General features: G+C 66.4%; 14 protein-coding genes. 5 read left to right on the top strand and 9 right to left on the bottom strand.

Features of this window, described 5'->3' with window-relative positions; genetic code table 11:
- Positions 1-3: 3 nt before the first annotated feature.
- The 4 genes from ACIBK2_RS21410 to ACIBK2_RS21395 all read right to left on the bottom strand — a co-directional run bounded on the left by ACIBK2_RS21410 (position 4) and on the right by ACIBK2_RS21395 (position 4,226).
- Positions 4-954 (bottom strand): sulfotransferase, encoded by a 951-nt coding sequence (locus ACIBK2_RS21410; protein WP_396969296.1) that lies wholly within the window; start codon positions 952-954, stop codon positions 4-6.
- Positions 951-2,120, bottom strand: a complete 1,170-nt coding sequence (locus ACIBK2_RS21405) for an MFS transporter (RefSeq protein ID WP_396969295.1) — start codon at positions 2,118-2,120, stop codon at positions 951-953. Before ACIBK2_RS21405 ends, ACIBK2_RS21410 begins: the two co-directional genes overlap by 4 nt.
- Complete coding sequence (locus tag ACIBK2_RS21400) at positions 2,117-3,460, bottom strand: DegT/DnrJ/EryC1/StrS family aminotransferase (RefSeq protein ID WP_396969294.1); 1,344 nt, start codon at positions 3,458-3,460, stop codon at positions 2,117-2,119. Before ACIBK2_RS21400 ends, ACIBK2_RS21405 begins: the two co-directional genes overlap by 4 nt.
- Positions 3,461-3,848: 388 nt before the next feature.
- On the bottom strand, positions 3,849-4,226 hold the full coding sequence (locus ACIBK2_RS21395) for a hypothetical protein (RefSeq protein ID WP_396969293.1): 378 nt from the start codon (positions 4,224-4,226) through the stop codon (positions 3,849-3,851).
- A 152-nt stretch (positions 4,227-4,378) separates the two neighbouring features.
- Here ACIBK2_RS21395 and ACIBK2_RS21390 point away from each other — a divergent pair, with 152 nt between their 5' ends.
- Both ACIBK2_RS21390 and ACIBK2_RS21385 read left to right on the top strand, forming a co-directional pair.
- Positions 4,379-5,539: a PucR family transcriptional regulator gene (locus tag ACIBK2_RS21390; protein WP_396969292.1), complete on the top strand. Its 1,161-nt coding sequence runs from the start codon at positions 4,379-4,381 to the stop codon at positions 5,537-5,539.
- A 115-nt stretch (positions 5,540-5,654) separates the two neighbouring features.
- Entirely contained in the window at positions 5,655-6,800 is a 1,146-nt protein-coding gene (locus ACIBK2_RS21385; protein WP_396969291.1) for a beta-mannosidase, read from the top strand.
- A 4-nt stretch (positions 6,801-6,804) separates the two neighbouring features.
- On the opposite strand, the gene ACIBK2_RS21380 is transcribed toward ACIBK2_RS21385, so the two are convergent.
- The 5 genes from ACIBK2_RS21380 to ACIBK2_RS21360 all read right to left on the bottom strand — a co-directional run bounded on the left by ACIBK2_RS21380 (position 6,805) and on the right by ACIBK2_RS21360 (position 14,009).
- On the bottom strand, positions 6,805-8,481 hold the full coding sequence (locus tag ACIBK2_RS21380; RefSeq protein WP_396969290.1) for an ArnT family glycosyltransferase: 1,677 nt from the start codon (positions 8,479-8,481) through the stop codon (positions 6,805-6,807).
- Positions 8,478-9,947 carry a glycosyltransferase gene (locus tag ACIBK2_RS21375; protein ID WP_396969289.1) on the bottom strand — a complete coding sequence of 490 codons (1,470 nt, stop codon included), beginning with the start codon at positions 9,945-9,947 and terminating at the stop codon, positions 8,478-8,480. The genes ACIBK2_RS21380 and ACIBK2_RS21375 overlap by 4 nt, the downstream gene beginning before the upstream one ends.
- On the bottom strand, positions 9,944-11,443 hold the full coding sequence (locus ACIBK2_RS21370) for a hypothetical protein (protein WP_396969288.1): 1,500 nt from the start codon (positions 11,441-11,443) through the stop codon (positions 9,944-9,946). Before ACIBK2_RS21370 ends, ACIBK2_RS21375 begins: the two co-directional genes overlap by 4 nt.
- Positions 11,444-13,393 (bottom strand): hypothetical protein, encoded by a 1,950-nt coding sequence (locus tag ACIBK2_RS21365; protein ID WP_396969287.1) that lies wholly within the window; start codon positions 13,391-13,393, stop codon positions 11,444-11,446.
- 157 nt (positions 13,394-13,550) lie between these two features.
- Positions 13,551-14,009, bottom strand: coding sequence for a MarR family winged helix-turn-helix transcriptional regulator (locus tag ACIBK2_RS21360; protein WP_396969286.1), 459 nt, complete (start codon positions 14,007-14,009; stop codon positions 13,551-13,553).
- 98 nt (positions 14,010-14,107) lie between these two features.
- Between ACIBK2_RS21360 and ACIBK2_RS21355 the strand changes: the two genes are divergently transcribed.
- From ACIBK2_RS21355 to secY, 3 genes are all read left to right on the top strand, one after another.
- Complete coding sequence (locus ACIBK2_RS21355; protein WP_396969923.1) at positions 14,108-14,866, top strand: dioxygenase; 759 nt, start codon at positions 14,108-14,110, stop codon at positions 14,864-14,866.
- 35 nt (positions 14,867-14,901) lie between these two features.
- The gene (locus ACIBK2_RS21350) at positions 14,902-15,462 is read left to right on the top strand and encodes a DoxX family protein (protein WP_396969285.1); all 561 of its coding nucleotides are present in this window, start codon (positions 14,902-14,904) and stop codon (positions 15,460-15,462) included.
- 171 nt (positions 15,463-15,633) lie between these two features.
- Entirely contained in the window at positions 15,634-16,953 is a 1,320-nt protein-coding gene (gene secY / locus ACIBK2_RS21345; RefSeq protein ID WP_396969284.1) for a preprotein translocase subunit SecY, read from the top strand.

The following is a 16,953-nucleotide window of genomic DNA, read 5'->3' as shown; positions in this document are numbered from 1 at the left end:
CGGTTAGCCCTTTCCGTTCGAGTCCGCTGTGCCGAACTCGTATCCGTACCGGCGCGCCAGCGGCCACGAGAGTGCCGCGACCGTTCGCCTGGCCGACTTCGGCAGCTTGGTCCGCCAGGAGTCGTCGGACGGACGGACGACGGTGGCGCCGATGTTGAACCGGTCCGGATTCCCGGTGACCGTGTGATTGGTGTGCAACTCGACTGTTCGATCGGTGACCGGGTTGGCCGCGGTGTCGCTGTCGATCAGTCGCAGCAGTTGGTCGATCGTGCCCGCCGGATCGGCGATGAAGTCCTCGTACCGCAGGAACATCGACCGTTCCGGATAGCGCTTGGTGATCGCGTGCGAGGCGAGATTGAAGCCGGACCAGTAGCCGGTGCTCTTGCCTGGCCCCATGGCGTACACGTATTCCTTTGGCTTACTCCATGATTGGGCCACCGCGCGGGGATCGCGCACGAGATGGACGTAGTACGGGGTGATGCCGTCGAGGTACGCGAGCAGTGCCGCTTCACCGGGGACCTTCGAAGTATCGATGATCACCTGCGACTCGGTGCGTTTCGCGATGGCCTGGTAGATCTCGGTCATCAAGGCGGCATGCGCGCGGAGCTGCTCGCTGCGCGGGCCCCGCAGCACCCGCCAGGTGTGCCGGGTTCGGACGCTGCTGAGTTGACGCCCGATGACGGTGTCGGCGTGCGCCACCAAGGTGGTTCCCGCGGGCTGGCCGACCGGCAGGATCGTCGACCAGACCGGGCAGTCGACCAGCTTTCGCCCGCAGCCGCAGTCCTCGTTCACGCCACGGCCCGCCGCGTTCTTCCACAGGAAGTGCAGCTCACCAACGTGGAAGAGACCGGGGATCTCGTTGAGGATATTGCCGATGATGGTGCTGCCGTTGCGGCACCAGCCGGTGATGCACAGGACCTTCAGCGGTGCCTTGCCCGATGGTGTGTTCGTCATCTATCGACCGTTTTCTCCGTGAGTACCGATTGCCGGATCGTCATGGCCAGCAGTGAGGCCGCGAGCGCGCAGGCCGCGCCGACCACGAAGACGGCGGGGTAGCCGAAGCCGGCCGCGATCGCGCCGGTGGCCGGGCCCCACACGAACAGGCCCAGATCCCAGAACGAGGTGTATGCGCCGAGTGCCGCACCCTGCTTGGAGCTTTCGGTGTTGTTCATGACCATCAGGGCCAAGGAGGGATGCAGCAGCGAGAACCCGACACCCATCACCACGGCTCCGAGCACCGCCAGCGGCAGGTTCGGTGCCCAGGCGATGATCAGCAGTCCCGCGGCTTCGCCTGCGCCACACCAGGATGCGACGCGGCGCGGTCCGAGCTTGTCCGGCAGGTGGCCGATGACCAGACGGGTGCCCGCGTACACGGCACTGAAGGTGCTCAAAACGATGACGCCCGAGTCGATTCCGCGTTCCTGCAGGCCGGTGATGACAAACGCGGCCAGGCCGACGTAACCCGCGGCCCCGAGTGCGAGGCCGAGACCGGGCAGCACTGCGGGCCGCAACATCAGTCCGCGTCCGCCGCCCGAGGACTCGACGTGTGGTTGCGGTGGGACGATGCTGATCAGCACGAGACCGACGAGCGGTGCCGCCACGCAGAACGCCCACACCGCGTCAATGCCGAAGTGCCGCAACACCGCTCCGAGCGCGGTGCCGAGCGAGATGCCGCCCCACATGGCGACGCCGTAGAGCCCGATCACCTGACCGCGCCGACTGCGCGGCGCCAGCGAGACGGTCCAGACCGCGCCCGCGACGAACAGCGCCGCCTCGCCGACACCGGCCAGCAGCCGCGCCACCATCAGGCCCGCGAAACCGATCGGCAGGAAGTAGAGCAGCCCGCCCGCCGCGATGGCGAGCGCGCCGAACCGCATGACGGTGCGATGTCCGTGGCGGTCGGCCAGCCCGCCGAAGATCGGCCGGGTGAGCAGCGCGGTGAGCGCGGTGGCGGTGACCGCGAGCCCGACCGCGAGATCGCCCGCGCCGAACTGATCCCGCACGTGGGCGGGCAGCACCGGGATCGCCGCGGACAGGCCGAGGTATCCGCAGAACAGTCCGCCGAACACGCCGGCGAGGGCCAGGCGTGGGAACGCTCCCGTTTCGGAGGGGGCCGTCATCGGTGTCCGGCCCACGCGGAACTAGTGCCTTCGTCGGTGGTCGCCGCGAGCGCGCCGACGACCTTGCGCACCGCCGCGACGAGATGGTCGCAGTCCGCCTCCGACAGCGTCGAGGAGAGCGGAATGTCCACTGCCCGTTGTAAATAGCTCGTCGCGTTGGGCAGCAGCTCCTTGATGGCCGCGGTGTCCATGCCGGGGAACATGAACCGCCAGTTCCAGAAGGCCCGGATATTGTGGTCGGCGTCCGAGCCCAGGTTGCGGGCTTCGATGCCCTCGTGGCACAGCGCTCGTGCGAACCACTGCGCGGCGCCGGTGGGAACCAGGAAGATGAACGCCTCACCCAGGTAGGCGCCGGGCGCTACGGGCCGCCGGATATGAATGCCCGCGATATCGGCCAATGCTGTTGCGACGTAATCGTAGTTGCGTCGGAAGGCGGCCAGCCGGATCGGCAACCTGTCGAGTTCGGCGCGCAGCAGTGCGGCCCGGATCTCGTCCATCCGGAAACTGAGCAGCGGCAGGTCGAGGTCGGTGGCGATCGGTGGTTCGCCATCCGGGAAGTGGCGCCGTAGCCGACCCTCGTAGGCGCCGGAAAGCACGGTGGCGCGGGCGAACAGGGCGCTGTCGTCGGTGAGCAGGAAACCGCCCTCGCCGCTGTTGAGCGCCTTGTCCGACTGGGTGCTGAAGGCGCCGGCGAGGCCGAAGGTGCCGAGTTTGCGGCCGCCCAGTTCGGCGCCGAGTGCCGGGACCGCGTCCTCGAATACCGGCACACCCATTTCCGCGGCGAAACTGATCAGCGCGGCCATATCCCCGGCGAAGCCGCGCATGTGCACGACCATGATGGCCTTGACCTGCGGGGTCCACCGGCTGCGTAGGTCGGCCACGTCCAAGTGGAGGTTTTCGTCCACGTCGACCAGGAATGGCGTGCAACCGGCGAGGATGATGGCGCTCGGCGTCGCGGCGAAAGTGAAACCGGGACAAGCGATCAGGCTGCCGGGTTCGATGCCCGCGGCCATGATGGCCAGCGCCAAGGCCGTGGTGCCGCTCGACGTGGCCAATGCGTGTTTGCAGTCGAAATAGCGGCACAGTTCCGCTTCGAACTGGCCGCACTCGGTCTCGTGCGCGGGCCGGTAGTCGTACCTGAAGTAGAGGTGGCTGCGGATCGCTCGCAGCGCCGCCTCCTCATCTTCGGGGTGGACGCACACCGCACCGCGGTCGTAAGTCGGCCAAGGTTCCAATCGAACGGGATTTCCCCCGTCGAGGGCGAGTTGTGTATCGGCGGCATTCCGCGCGCCGGTCAACTGCCGATTTGCCGCCGAATGGTCGACTTCGTTGTCCGCCATTGTATTTCCCTGCCCAACTACCCGTAAAACTCGGCGAGCTACTGCTCGCATCGCCCGCCGCGCTCCTCCGAAACGCGGCAGGACGTTTCGGGCAAACGGTACACCGAGATTTCATTCCGGATACCCGAAATCGATTGCTCGGCAATGACATCGGATCTTGGGGCTTGCCCGAGATCAACTTGTCCGGTTGGCCAAATATGGCCCCTTGGTGGGTGCGATGTTGATCGATAGCGATCGATTCGGGATTCAGGTTTGTGTATTCGATCGGCGCGTAGGCCCGTTCGGTGGTCGAACGTGGTGACCTACGCGCCGACCGCTGCCGAGAAACGTTCAGCACGGCTGTGGTGCGAGCATTCCCCTCCGACGATCGCGATCCAGCCGGGCGGGGTCAGGACCAGTCTTGGAAGATGACCAGTTCGGGGCCGGGGGCGAGCAGGAGGTCGACTTTGCCGTTGGGGCGGTTGGCGGCTTCACCGATGACCTCGCGCAGGGAGGCGTAGACGAAGCCTTCGTCCTGGTCCAGGTTCGAGTCGGACTCGACGCCGACGCTGATGTTGCTTTTCGGGACGGTCTGGTTGATCAGGGCCGGGATCGGGCCGTTGGCCAGGGCCTGGGTTTCGCCGGGGGAGAGCTGGACGCCGTAGAGGCCCTCGTCGGGGGCGGCGATCGGGACGGCGGCCGAGGCGGTCCCGGCACCGATCACGGTGGCGGCGACCGCACCGGTAGCGGCGGTGGTGGCGGCGAGGACGATGGTTCGAACATTCATGCGGAACTCACTTTCCTGGCGGGGACTGGATTGATGTGCAGAGGCTCTTATTGGCCTGCATCAATGAAACCTCCAGCAACCATTCCGCTAATAGTGAGGTGCGGGCTAACGTTGAATCCGAAACTTGTCGATCAGCGACAACGGAGGCTGCGATGGGCGACCTGGCCGAGCAAGCGTTGCGGAAGCTCGTCGGGGAGTTGAGTGCGGATCTGGACCGGCTCGGTCCACTGGTAGCGCCGATCCCGCCCGGGTCCACCCACCTAGCGGCGCTGCCCCAAGACGAAAGATCCGGCTACCTGCGCAAGATGGCCACTTCGACGCTACGGTCGCTGGCCGAGAAACGTCCGCTCTCGGTCGAAGAGCTGGATTTGGCGCGGCAGCTCGGCGCCGACCGCGCCGAACAGGGCGTGCCTCTAGAGGCGTTGCACGAGGGCATGCATGTCGGCACTGCCGTGGCGCTGTCGGCCCTTGTCGAGTATTTGCGCAAGGCGGGCTCTGATCCGAACGCGCTCGTCGATCTGGTCATCGAACTGAACGAGTTGGCTATCGAGCAGGAACACCAAGCCACCCGGGCGCATCGAGCCACCGAATTGCGGTTGGCCCGCACCGATCGTGACCAACGCAATCAGCTGCTTCGTCAGCTCATGCTCGGTGAGGCCGATCTCGACCTCGACGAGCTGCGTCGAGTCGGGCTGGATCCTGCGGGTCGCGCGCACTGTCTGGTTACCGCCGAATATGGAGTGCAGACCGCGCAGCGGCTCGAACCGCGGCTCGCCGGGCGCGGCGGATTGTTCGGGCTGGTCAACGGGATGCTCTGCGGGGTGGTCGCCAGTCTGCCGCCGGCCGAGGTCGTCGGCGCAACGCTGGTGGTGGCCAGTCCGGCGTGCGCGGTGGCAGAGCTGCCTGGGACATACGGACTGTGCAGCGCGGCACGCGACACCGGACTGCGTCTCGGCTTGCAGGGACTCGTGCAGCTCGGCGATCTGGCCGCCGATGTCACCCTCGACATTGCCCGGCAGGCCGCGCCTGAGCTCGACCGGCTGATTGCCGCGCCACTGCTGGACGCGTTGTCGACCGACGACAGATTCCACCGGGAGCTGGTCGCTACCGCACTCACCTATCTCGATCACGACAACCGGCTCGACGCCGCCGCGAGTGCGCTGCACGTGCACAGCAACACCGTCAAATATCGGCTGCGCCGACTGCGTGAACTGACCGGGATGTCACTCGAGCCACCGCCTGGGCCGGGGGCCGTCCAGTACACCCTGCGCTGGTGGTGGGCGCTGCGCAGCTGGCAGTACGACAACGGGTAGCGATGTCGTGTCGAGCGCGGATGGCCGTCGGATTCGCGTAGCGTGAGCCTGTGACCACGTGTAATGCGCACGATTGCCCGGGTTTCACAGTCGAGTCGGCCTGTTAGGCCGGGCGGTGGCTGCCGAGAGGGCTCGTCTCGCCGGTCTGCTGACTGTCGTCGGTCTGGTGCTCGGGGTGTGTGGTTGTTCGGATCATCCCTTCGCGCCGAAAGACGGACGACCGCCGCGGTCAACGCTTCCTGCGGCGGAGGCGGTGGTCACGGCCTCGCCGCAAGGGTTGCGACTGCGTGGTGCGCCGTGGTGGCCCGCCGGGTTCAACGCACCACAGTTGGCGACGAACTGGTCGGTGAACTTCGGGTGTGGCGCGCAGACCGACCTGGACAGCTACTTCGGTGCGCTGCCTGCCAATTCGTTGACCCGCTTCAACCTGTTCCAAGCGTTGGCGATCAACAAGCGGACCGGCGCAGTGGACTTCAGCGCGGCGGACGCGGTGTTCGCCGCGGCCGAGAAGTACCGGCAGGTCGTGTTGCCGGTGCTGTCACCGCAGGACGGTGGTTGTGCGGATGAGCAGTTCAAACAGCGGCAGTGGTACGTCAACGGTTGGACCACCGTCCGTCCGGTCCCCGGGCGGGCCGTGATGAGCTTCCGTGACTGGACCAAGGCCGCCGTGGATCGGTGGAAGAGTGTTCCGGTACTCGCCGGATGGGAACTCGTCGGCGAACCGGAGCCCAGCAATTGCACCGGAAATCACTGCGATCTGCCCGCCCGAACCTGCCCGCCGGACGCGGCGGCGGTGCTGCGCAAGTTCATGGATGACGCGGGAACCATTGTGCGCGAACTGGATCCGCACCGGTTGATCTTCGCCGGGTATGCGGGCGGCGGCCAGTGTGGCACCCAGGGCGATGAGTTCCGCACGGTCAGCGCGTCCCCGCAGATCGATGTGGTCGAGTACCACGACTACACCCGTGACTCGCTGCCCGGAGATCAGTGGAACGGCTTGGGTGTTCGGCTGCGCCAGGCGGCCCAACTGGGAAAACCATTGCTGGTGGCCGAGATCGGCGAAGAGGCCGGATCCTGCGGCAGTCTCGAAGACCGCCGCGCGCACCTGGACGCGAAGTTCGTCGCGCAACGCGCGGCCGGGTCGGCGGGGGCGCTGATCTGGGCATTCGTGCCCGACCCGCGACCCGATCAGTGCACCTTCGACGTCGGTCCCGATGATCCGCTCTGGTCGTTGGCCGCCGAGCGAACCACCGTGGGTTGAGCGCTCAGTCCGCGCCGAGTACCCGGTAGACGCGCCACTCCGGCTGACCCGCACCGTCATTGGGCACCTCGAGCACCAATGTCGCGATGCCGCTGCCGTTCTCGTAGATGGTGGGATAGCGTCGATTCACCGCGTCCGAGGTGCCGCGTCCCTTGTTCGGCACGGCGAGAATGTATTTCACGCCGCGTTCGGCGGGCCGGTTGAGGACCCGGACGAAATCGCGATCCGAGGGCACCACGAATTGGTCGGGCCGGTGCGATGCGACGACAACGGCGAAGCCGTACACGGTATCCATCAGCACCGCACCGCGCGGCAGGTCCATGGCGTCGAGGTAGTTCGCCAGCCGTCGCTCGGTCGCGAACGTGGCGGCGATCCGGCGTTCGTCGGCCCGGCGCTCGGACGCGTTGTCCGGATCCGGGAACAGCACCGCGCCCAGCGAGTACTCCTGCACGGAGATGGCATGGCTCGACATTCCCCACGCCGTCAACGGAATCGCGCCGGTCAGCAGTACGAGGGTCAGCGCCATGCCGACGGCCGGTGTGCCCCAGCCCACTCGGACGCGGTGTTTGCCGGAGATCGGTTCCGGTTCCGGTGCGGCGGTCGCGGCGTGCCTGCCGGGCCTGCGGCTCGGCGGAAATCCCCGCACGGGTGCCACCTGCAGTGCCAAGACGGCGGCAAGCGGTATCGCCGCCACATAGAACCGCAGGAATGCGAAGGTCGAGCCGCTCGCGTAGCTGAAAGCCTGGAAGGCCAGCACCGAACCGCACAGCAGAATCGGCACCACCACTTGCGCGTCGCGCCTGCGCACCGCGAGCGCACCGACGGTCGGAACGAGCAGCGGCAGTAGTGGTCCGAGGATGAGCGTCGCGGCGGTCGAGTACTCCAGTGCCGCAGTGGTTTCGGTCGCCGAAGAACTCGACTGCTGCAGGATCGACGAATTTCCGTACTGCGAACTGAACTGCTGGAACGCCTGCCCGGTGATCAACCAGCTGGTCGCCGCCCACACCACGAACGCGGCCGCCACCGGTAGCACGACGAGGATGAAATCCATAACGGCGCAATGCCATCGGTGGCTCTCGCCGCGACTACGCCGATAGGTGCCTACGAAGACCAGCGCGCCCGCGGCGGCCGCGGGTGCCAGTGCGTCGTACCGGGTCAGGTAGGCGAGCCCGAGCGCGATACCGCACGCCGTCAGGTCGTTCGCGTCGTCGGTGCGCATCCACCGGATGAGCCTGCGTATCGCCCAGCACAGGCAGAACAGGAACGGCGCCTCGCTCATCCCGTTCGCGCCGTAGAACACCACCATCGGGTTGATCGCGAACAGCAGCGCGACGCCACCGCTGAGCCACAGCGGCGCACCGCGATCGGTGCCGATGCCGAACACCATCACCACCGCACCTGCCATGAACAACGCCGACATCAGCACACCGGACAGTCCCCAGACCGTGATGCCCGGAAACCATTGCGCGAGTGCGACCATCGGCAACTGGGCCAGCGACGTCAACGGCGTGAAGACGAATCCGATCGCCGACAGATGTGGATCCCGGCTGAACAGCGTTGCCTGGGTGGCGGATACCCGGCTGAGCGCGTCGCCCATCAGGAAACCGTTGCCCGCGCTCAACCAGGTGCCCGCGGCCAGGTACAGCAGCGTCGACGCGACGAAGATCCAGCGTGATCTCACTCGCTGTCCTCCTTGGTGCCGAGGCCGTGAAAGGTCTTCTCCCAGTAGGACGGATTGCGCACCAGCTGGTAGCAGCCCTTGGCCGCGGCGATGCTCATCAGCAGCCAGTACAGCGGCACGGTCAGGCAGGCGACCAGCAGGTCGGATCGGTTGTTCTCCCGGCAGGCAAGCAGATTCATGTAGATGGTCGCCCCGTTGCCGATGATCATCGCGATCAGCGAGGGGAAGTAGACGTAGGCGGGGAAGAGTTGGCCGATCACCGCGGGCTGGCCGAGAATCCAGGACAGTGTGATGAACCAGAAGACCAGATTCAGGCAGGCGATGATCGGGGTGCCCGCGAGGATCAGCGTGAATCGGATGAAGCTGACCGTGCCGATGCTGCGCCACAACCGGATCGGCCGCCGGGTGTGCACCAGCCAGGTCTGCAGATAGCCCTTGTACCAGCGGGACCGCTGCCGCACCCAGTTGATCGGATCCGGATTGGCCTCTTCCAGGGTGGTCGAGTCGATCACCGCGGTCCGATAGCCCGATACCGCGATGCGGACACCGAGATCGGCATCCTCGGTGACGTTGTACGGATCCCAAGCGCCGATATCGGTCACCACATCGCGCTTGAAGTGATTCGAGGTGCCGCCCAACGGAATCGGCGCTTTGCTGCGCATGAGCCCGGGTAACAGGAAGCCGAACCACAGCCCGTAGTCGGCGGTGAACCAGGCGGTGAGCAGATTCTGGCGCCCGTTGTGGAAGGCGAGCTTGGCCTGGATGCAGACCACGTCGGGTGGCAGATCCGCGAAAGCCGCCACCACGCGGCGCAATTGGAGCGGATCGGGGATGTCCTCGGCGTCGTAGATGGTGACGATATCGCCGGTGGCCTGATGCAGGCCGTAGTTGCAGGCCTTGGGCTTGGTGCGCGGTTGTGCTTCCGGCACAAGGACAATGGTGACGTGGTCGACGCTGTCCAGGGTGCCGATGCCGGCGCGCCGGGCCGCCTCGATGGTGGGGGAGTCGTCCTCCTCCAGCAACAGCAGCACCTGCAGGCGGTCCTTGGGATAGTCGAGCGCCGTCATCGCGCCGATCAGATCGCCGACCACCTCGGGTTCGCCATAGGCCGGAACGAGAATCGTGTACGGCGGCAGTTCCGCATCGGTCAAGGCCAGCGCGCGTTCATCGCTGACGGTCATGATCGCGTCCCTGGCCATGCCGCGTTGGAAGATCAGTATTCGATCGCCCATCGCGGTGAGGTAGCCGAGGGTGCACAGGGCGACGAGCACGGTGCAGGTGCCCATCGGGAAGAACACCGCGCACACCGCGATCAGCAGCACCAGGCCCAGCGCGGTATTGCGTTGCCACGGTAGGAAAGCCACCGAGGCGGACGCCATCGGGTCGGATTCGCGCAGGCCGTGCACGGCGGAATGCAGTGCACGGGCACTGGCCGACCCTGGTTCGGGGGCGCGGGCCGTCGTCACTTCGCCTCGGTTCCGGCCACGATGGCCCGTGCGACGGAGAGCAGCATGTCCCGGTCCTTGTGCTCGGCATCGGAGTCGACGTCCTCGGATTCGGAGTCCAGCACCACGGCTTTCCCGCGCAGGAACTGATGCAGGAAGTTCTCGAAGATGCCGAGCATCGAGGGCTGCGGCGGCGGGAACGCGGCATCGGACTCGTGGTTGTCGGCCGCGATCAGGCTGATCCGCTCCGAACCGTCGGTGCCGCTCCAATTCCAGGTCAGCCACGTCCAACTGAGCAGCCGTCGATCGTCGAGCACGGTGTTCAATCGGGCGGTGATGCCGTGGCCGAGATCGATTCGGGTCGGCGGGCTGATCCGTGGTTGGGGCATGTTGTAGAGCACGAACTCCGGGTACCGATCGATCGCGTACTGGTCCTTGGCGCGCACCGTGTCGATGACGAGGCGGCGACGGCGAGATTCGTTGTCCCACAGCGGGTTGGGTTCCTCGGCGCGCAGCAGCTGCCTGGTCATCGAGGTGCCCTGGCCGAAGTAGTTCTGCGCCCAGGGATATTGCCGTTCGCTGAGTTGGTCCCAGCCGGGTGGCACGGTATGCGGCTGTGCGACAACGAGTCCGGGCCGTTCCGGAAAGGTGCGGTCGTAGTCCGGTGGAATCGGAATGATCATGATCAGAATCGCGGCGACGGCCACCGTACCGGCGGCGGCCCAGGCCTGCGGCGCGGTGAGGGGGTCCAGATCGCGGTCCAGCGGGGTGAGTGAAATACCGCGGCGGCGACGCCAGTCCACGTACATCACCGCCGCGACGACCAGCACCGCGACCACCGACGGAACCGCCTGATAGACGAGTACGCGCGCCGTCGGGAACCAGATCCGCAGCACTACGAGCACCGCACAACCCACGGCGAACGCCAGCCCCGCGCCGACCCAGGCGCGGGTTCTGGTGCGGCCCACCGCGATCGCGGCGGCGAACGCGGCGAACAGCAGCATCGTCGCGCCTGCCGAGACGCTGCCGCCGCCGACGATGACGCGCATGGCCCGGTACGGCGGCGGGAACGCGGCGAGCAGCAGCAGCCAGCACGGCCAGTACCGAGTAGTGGGGCGCAGGCCGAACAACAGAATGCAGGCGGAGACGACGAACAGCCAGGCTGCCAGCAGGTCCAGGTGCAACATCTCGTACAGATAGCGATAGCGCGGTGTCAGCAAACCCAGTGTGCAGGCGGACAATCCGAGCCCGATCACGCCGACGATCAGATCGGTCTGCCGGTCGTGAATGGGCAGTTCCGGCCCGCGGCGCAGGGTGATGCCGATCGCGGAGAAGATCGCGAGCACCGGCAGGACGAAGACGAACCCGATGCTCGACCCGGTCCACGTGTCGTGCACCAGCCGGACCCAGGTGGTCCAGAACGCGGCGGCGGTGGCCAGCAGGATCAGCACCAGGCGCGCCGCGATTCTGGTGACGGTCCCGCGGGCGTGTCCGCGTACTGCCGAGTCGGCGGACATCTACCGCCTGCCGCGCCGCACCAGTACGACCAGCCCGGCCAGCACCCCGAGTAGCACCACGGCGGCGCCAGCTCCGGTGAGAATCTTTGCCAGGGAGGTCATTTCGGAGCTGTCGGTGGTCGTCGGCGCGGCGGTGGCGGGGTCGAGGAACTCCGGCTGCCGGTCTCCGGCCTGGAACAAGACCGCGCCGTGCAGGCGGGACCAGCGGTTCAGATCGGCGTTCAGCCAGCCGAGTACCCGGTCCAGATGCTCGGGGGTGTCACTCGATGAACCGACGACGACGGTCCGCCCACCGGACCAGGTGCTTTGCAACGACGCGAACGGCGTCTTCGGATCGGTGGTGATCCTGGTGATCGTCTTCCCGTCCTCGCCGGTCAAGGCCAGGCCCGCGTCGGTCTGTCGGAGCGGCAGCGAAATCGCCTCCGGTACATCGCCGTTCGCCGCGATCAGCACCGCCGGTGACTTGCCGGCGACGGCCTGATCGAAGGTCACCAGCTCCGGGCGCAGTGGGATGGTGGTCAGTCGCTGCAGTCCGGTCAGGACGGTCACCGCACGCACGGTGTCCGCGAAACCCGGTGTCCGTAAGCCGATTTGCACGTCCGGCAGCAGGGCCTGCGGCAGCGCGCCGAAGCCGCCGGGGATCGGCGGTGTCGCGGTGGCGCTGGTCACCTCGCTGCTCGGATCGATCGTCAGCGTCAGCGGCGCTTCCAGGCCGCAGCCGTGAGTGAGCCCTGCCTGCTGGTACGTGACCGACAAGGTGGTGAAGCGACCGAGGGTGGCGTTCGGGATGGAGATCCACCGGTCGATCCGGCCCGAGCCGTCCACCGGCCAACTGTCGATATAGGTCGTACCCGCGCTCACCGTGAGCTGACCGTTCAAGGTGTCCGGGAGCGGGGTGTAGCTGCCACGCAACCGAACTCGCACGTCCTTGGCGGGCCGCCCGAGCCGCGACTGGTCGATGCCCACATCCACGCGCACCGGGCCGATCGCCGTCGAGCTGAGCTGGGTCTGACCGAGCGCGCCGAGAGTCGTACTGTCCGGCGCGAGTTGCGGCGCGGGCGGCAGTGCCACCGCGGTCGCGGCCGAGGAGATCGCCACCTTGGCCAGATCGCTGACCAGCAGCCGCATCTGGTCCGGCAGGGTCTTCTCGTTGCCGTTGATGGTGAGCACCGGCGTCGGCCCGCCCGCCAAACGCAGGCCGAAGTCCGCCGATTCGCCGATCACCACTTGCCGCTCCAGAAAGCCCGGCGGATGATCGGGCACCGCCGCGCCCGGCTGCACCGGCCGGACATCCACCGCCACTTGCTGATTCCCGTACCGGGCGATCACCGCGGTGGTCAGCGACATCGCCGCGGCGCTCTCCACCTTCTTCGGCTCGGCGGGCAAATACACCGTCAGCTTCTGCAGCACCGGCGGCAGGAAGTCCGCCACCGTCGCGGGCTGCTGCTCCTCACCGCTGTAGATGACGCCGGCCTCGACCATCGTCAACGGCCGCCCCAGCCAGTCGGTGACACACGCACCCGCCTCGGAGATCAGCGAGGAGGTGACCGTCACCGAGATCGCGTTATCGATAACCTCGGCCCCGCCCAGCGACAACCGGATCGGTGCCCGCGGCACCAACGGCAGCTCGACCCGATCGATCAGCCGCTCACCCGAATGCACTTCCAGCGACCCCCGCGCCACATGCGGCGGCAGTTGAATCGTGCCCACCAGCGCGGTCGGCACCAGACCGGGCAGCAGCGGGATATTCACCGAAACCTGATGCTCGGCCCCAGGAAATGTCATCGACGTACCAAGCCCGAGCGCAGGCAGCCCAAGCGGCACATCACCAGGCTCGGCCGTCGCGATCGGCACCCCCGACAGCGCCAACGCCGTAGCAACCAGCGCAACCAACCGCCGCCAACCCGGTAGTCGCCGCGCTGTCACGCCGGAGTGTGCACGCAAGGTCATGAGCGGTCTCCCTGCTGTCAACCGCGGCAAACAACCCAGCCAACACCGGCCAGCACCGCGCGAGCGAATCCTCGACCTACCGCTCGGATTCTAGGTCGGACCTGCACAGTCATGTTTACGACATGCCAAAAGTGGGCGTTAATTCGCCATCCGGCAACTATGTGGCGTTGAGTCTGCTTGCTACCTCGCCGAGGCCGTCGGCGATGGCCTTGCGCTGGTCGGGGGTCAGTACGTCGATCAGTAGTTCGCGGACTACTGCGACGTGGCCGGGGGCTGCGGCTTCGAGTTTGCGGAGGCCGGTGGGGGTGAGGGTGGCGATGATGCCGCGGGGGTCGCCGGGGGCGGGGCTGCGGCGGACGAAGCCGGCCTTGGCGAGTTGGTCGATCTGGTAGGTGAGGCCGCTCTTGGAGGCGAAGAGGGCTGCGGAGAGTTCGGTCATCCGGAGTTCGTTGCCCGGGGCCCTGGCCAGTCGGACCAGGACCTCGTACTGGGCGTGCGACAGGTGGGCTTCGTCCTTGAGCTGCTGTTCGATGCGACGGTTCAGCAGTGCGGTCGCGGCGAGGAAAGCTTCCCAGGCGCGCATTTCTTCGTCGTCCAGCCAGCGTGGCTCGGCCATCCGCTCACCTCTCATGGTTGTTCAAATTCGAACAATAACCTACCATCGGAGATAGATGTTCAAATTTGAACTACACGGAAGGGTTGAGAGCGATGCGAATGCCCGTTGTCTACCTGTCGCACGGCGCTCCGCCGCTGGCCGATGACGCGGTCTGGCCGGGCCAGTTGGCCGCATGGTCCGCGGAGCTGCCGAAACCCGAAGCGGTGCTGATGATTTCGGCGCACTGGGAGGACGCGCCGCTGACCATCGGTGCGACCACCACGGTTCCGCTGATCTACGACTTCTGGGGCTTCCCGCAGCACTACTACGGGGTGACCTATGCCGCGCCGGGTGCGCCGGAACTGGCCGAGGATGTGCGTGGATTACTGCGCGGACCTGGGATGTCGGTGCACGACGCGCCCGATCGGGGACTCGACCACGGCGCGTACGTGCCCCTGGTCGAGATGTATCCGAACGCCGACGTGCCGGTGCTGCAGATGTCGATGCCGACCCTGGACCCGACCGGTCTGCTGGAGATCGGCCGCAAACTCGCACCGTTGCGCGACCAGGGTGTGCTGATCGTCGGCAGTGGCTTTTTCACGCACAACCTGCGGGCAATGAACGATGACGGCTCGGTGCACCCGGTGATGGCCGAGTTCGACGAGTGGGGCCACCGCGCGCTGGACGCCGGCGATGTCGACGCCCTGCTCGACTTCGAACACAAAGCTCCCGCAGCGCAATTGGCGCATCCGCGGACCGAACACTTCGCGCCGCTGTTCGTTTCACTCGGCGCCGCCGGCACCGACCTGGCCACGCAACGCAGCGTGATCGACGGCTTCTGGCTCGGCCTGGCCAAACGCTCCATCCAATTTGGTTGAATCCGTTCGACCGCACCCACCGAAAGGAACACCAGATGAGTTACACCGCAACAACTTCGCGCACCGATACCACCGATGCTCCGATCGAGACGACAGGGCATGCCGCTACTCCGCATGCCTACGACGCCGGACTCCTGCTGCTGCGCATCGCGGTCGGGCTGACCATGGCCGCGCACGGCGCCCAGAAGCTGTTCGGCTCGTTCGGTGGCGGCGGCCTGGACGGGACCGCGAAGTTCTTCACCAGCAAGGGATATCCGGCCGGTGAGGCGATGGCCTTCGTTGCCGGTGTGACCGAAACCTTCGGCGGGCTCGCGCTCGCGATCGGCCTGCTCACCCCGCTGGCGGGTGCCGCGGTGGTCGGCACGCTGCTCAACGCACTCGCGGTCAAGGGCACGGGAGCGTTCTTCGCGCCCAAGGGCATCGAGTACGAACTGATCCTCACCGCGGCCGCCGCCGCGATCACCCTGACCGGGCCCGGACGCTACGCCGTCGATCGCTTCGTGCCCGTATTGCGCTCGCACCGTCTGGTTTACGGCCTCGCCGCGATCGTGCTCGCGGTGCTCGCCGCCGGTGCCGTCCTGGTGGTGCGCACCTAAATCGCCAGGTCCAGGTGACTTTCCCCCGATCGGGGGAGGCATAAGTCCGACTCTCGGGCGACGTGGACGGCTACGGATACTCCGTACCGTCGAAGGCCCTTGGCAGGTTCGATTGTCCGCGATCCGAGCGGATTCGCCCTGTCCGCCAGCGTCGTTCGCCAGGAGGATTGTGTGTTTTCCGCCGTCGTGTCGGCTTTTCGGGCTCCGGACTTACGGCGGAAGATTCTCTGCACCTTGGGCTTGCTCACGCTGTATCGGCTCGGTGCGACACTGCCGTCACCCGGTGTCGATTTCCGGTCTGTTCGCGCGTGCATCGCGATTGCGTCCGGTGGTGAATCCGCGGGTATCTACCAGCTGATCAACCTGTTCTCCGGCGGCGCGATGCTGCATCTTTCGGTATTCGCGATCGGGATCACGCCGTACATCACCGCTGGCATCATCATTCAGCTGCTGACCGTGGTGATTCCGCGGTTCGAGGAACTGCGCAAGGAGGGCCAGACCGGCCAGGCGAAGATCACGCAGTACACCCGCTATCTTTCGCTGGCGCTCGCGGTGTTGCAGGCCTCGACGCTGGTGGCGCTGGCCGCGCGGGGGCAGCTTCTGCGCGGGTGTCCCGAGCACATCCTGTCCGACACCTCGCTGTTCGGCATGATCATCATCGTGCTGGTGCTGACCGCGGGCGCGGCGCTGGTCATGTGGTTCGGCGAGTTGATCACCGAGCGCGGCATCGGGAACGGGATGTCGCTGCTGATCTTCACCGGTATCGCGGCGCAGATCCCGAGTCAGGGTAGGTCGATTCTGGACAGCAAGGGCGCGTTGATCTTCGCTGCCGTGTGCGTCGCGGTGTTTCTGCTGATCATCGCCGTGATTTTTGTCGAGCAGGGGCAGCGCCGGATACCGGTGCAGTACGCCAAGCGGGTCGTCGGCCGGAAGATGTATGGCGGTTCGTCGACGTATCTGCCGTTGAAGGTCAATCAGGCCGGAGTCATTCCGGTGATCTTCGCGTCCTCGCTGCTGTATCTGCCGCAGTTGCTCGCGCAGCTCACCCAACATAGTTCGGGCCCACAATCCAAGTGGCAGGAGCTGATTCAGAAGTACCTGGTCAATCCGGGCAGCCCGGTGTACGTCGCGATCTATTTCACGATGATCGTGTTCTTCACCTACTTCTACGTGGCGGTCACCTTCAACCCGCAAGAACGCGCCGACGAGATGCGGAAGTTCGGCGGGTTCCTGCCCGGCTTCCGGCCGGGCAAGCCGACGGCGGACTACCTGAATCACGTGCTCAGCCGGATCACCCTGCCCGGCGCCGCCTATCTCGGTGCCGTGGCAGTACTGCCGAACCTGCTGCTCGGTATCGGATCCTCCGGTACGACGCCGAGTCTTGCGTTCGGCGGCACCTCCGCGCTTATCGTGGTGAGCGTCGGACTGGATACGATCAAACAGCTCGAGAGCCAAGTGATGAACAAAAACTACGAAGGGTTCCTGCGCTGA

The organism is Nocardia sp. NPDC050175, from assembly GCF_044459885.1.
Classification (GTDB): Bacteria; Actinomycetota; Actinomycetes; order Mycobacteriales; family Mycobacteriaceae; genus Nocardia.
The sequence above is the reverse complement of the archived record's forward strand: the minus strand, read 5'-3'. Positions and strand labels throughout refer to the sequence as shown.

What these genes read in the sequence shown, in the direction of transcription:
- ACIBK2_RS21410 (WP_396969296.1), bottom strand. Translation starts at nt 954, where the DNA reads ATGACGAACACACCATCGGGCAAGGCACCGCTGAAGGTCCTGTGCATC.
- ACIBK2_RS21405 (WP_396969295.1), bottom strand. Translation starts at nt 2,120, where the DNA reads ATGACGGCCCCCTCCGAAACGGGAGCGTTCCCACGCCTGGCCCTCGCC.
- ACIBK2_RS21400 (WP_396969294.1), bottom strand. Translation starts at nt 3,460, where the DNA reads ATGGCGGACAACGAAGTCGACCATTCGGCGGCAAATCGGCAGTTGACC.
- ACIBK2_RS21395 (WP_396969293.1), bottom strand. Translation starts at nt 4,226, where the DNA reads ATGAATGTTCGAACCATCGTCCTCGCCGCCACCACCGCCGCTACCGGT.
- ACIBK2_RS21390 (WP_396969292.1), top strand. Translation starts at nt 4,379, where the DNA reads ATGGGCGACCTGGCCGAGCAAGCGTTGCGGAAGCTCGTCGGGGAGTTG.
- ACIBK2_RS21370 (WP_396969288.1), bottom strand. Translation starts at nt 11,443, where the DNA reads ATGTCCGCCGACTCGGCAGTACGCGGACACGCCCGCGGGACCGTCACC.
- ACIBK2_RS21365 (WP_396969287.1), bottom strand. Translation starts at nt 13,393, where the DNA reads ATGACCTTGCGTGCACACTCCGGCGTGACAGCGCGGCGACTACCGGGT.
- ACIBK2_RS21360 (WP_396969286.1), bottom strand. Translation starts at nt 14,009, where the DNA reads ATGGCCGAGCCACGCTGGCTGGACGACGAAGAAATGCGCGCCTGGGAA.
- ACIBK2_RS21355 (WP_396969923.1), top strand. Translation starts at nt 14,108, where the DNA reads ATGCCCGTTGTCTACCTGTCGCACGGCGCTCCGCCGCTGGCCGATGAC.
- ACIBK2_RS21350 (WP_396969285.1), top strand. Translation starts at nt 14,902, where the DNA reads ATGAGTTACACCGCAACAACTTCGCGCACCGATACCACCGATGCTCCG.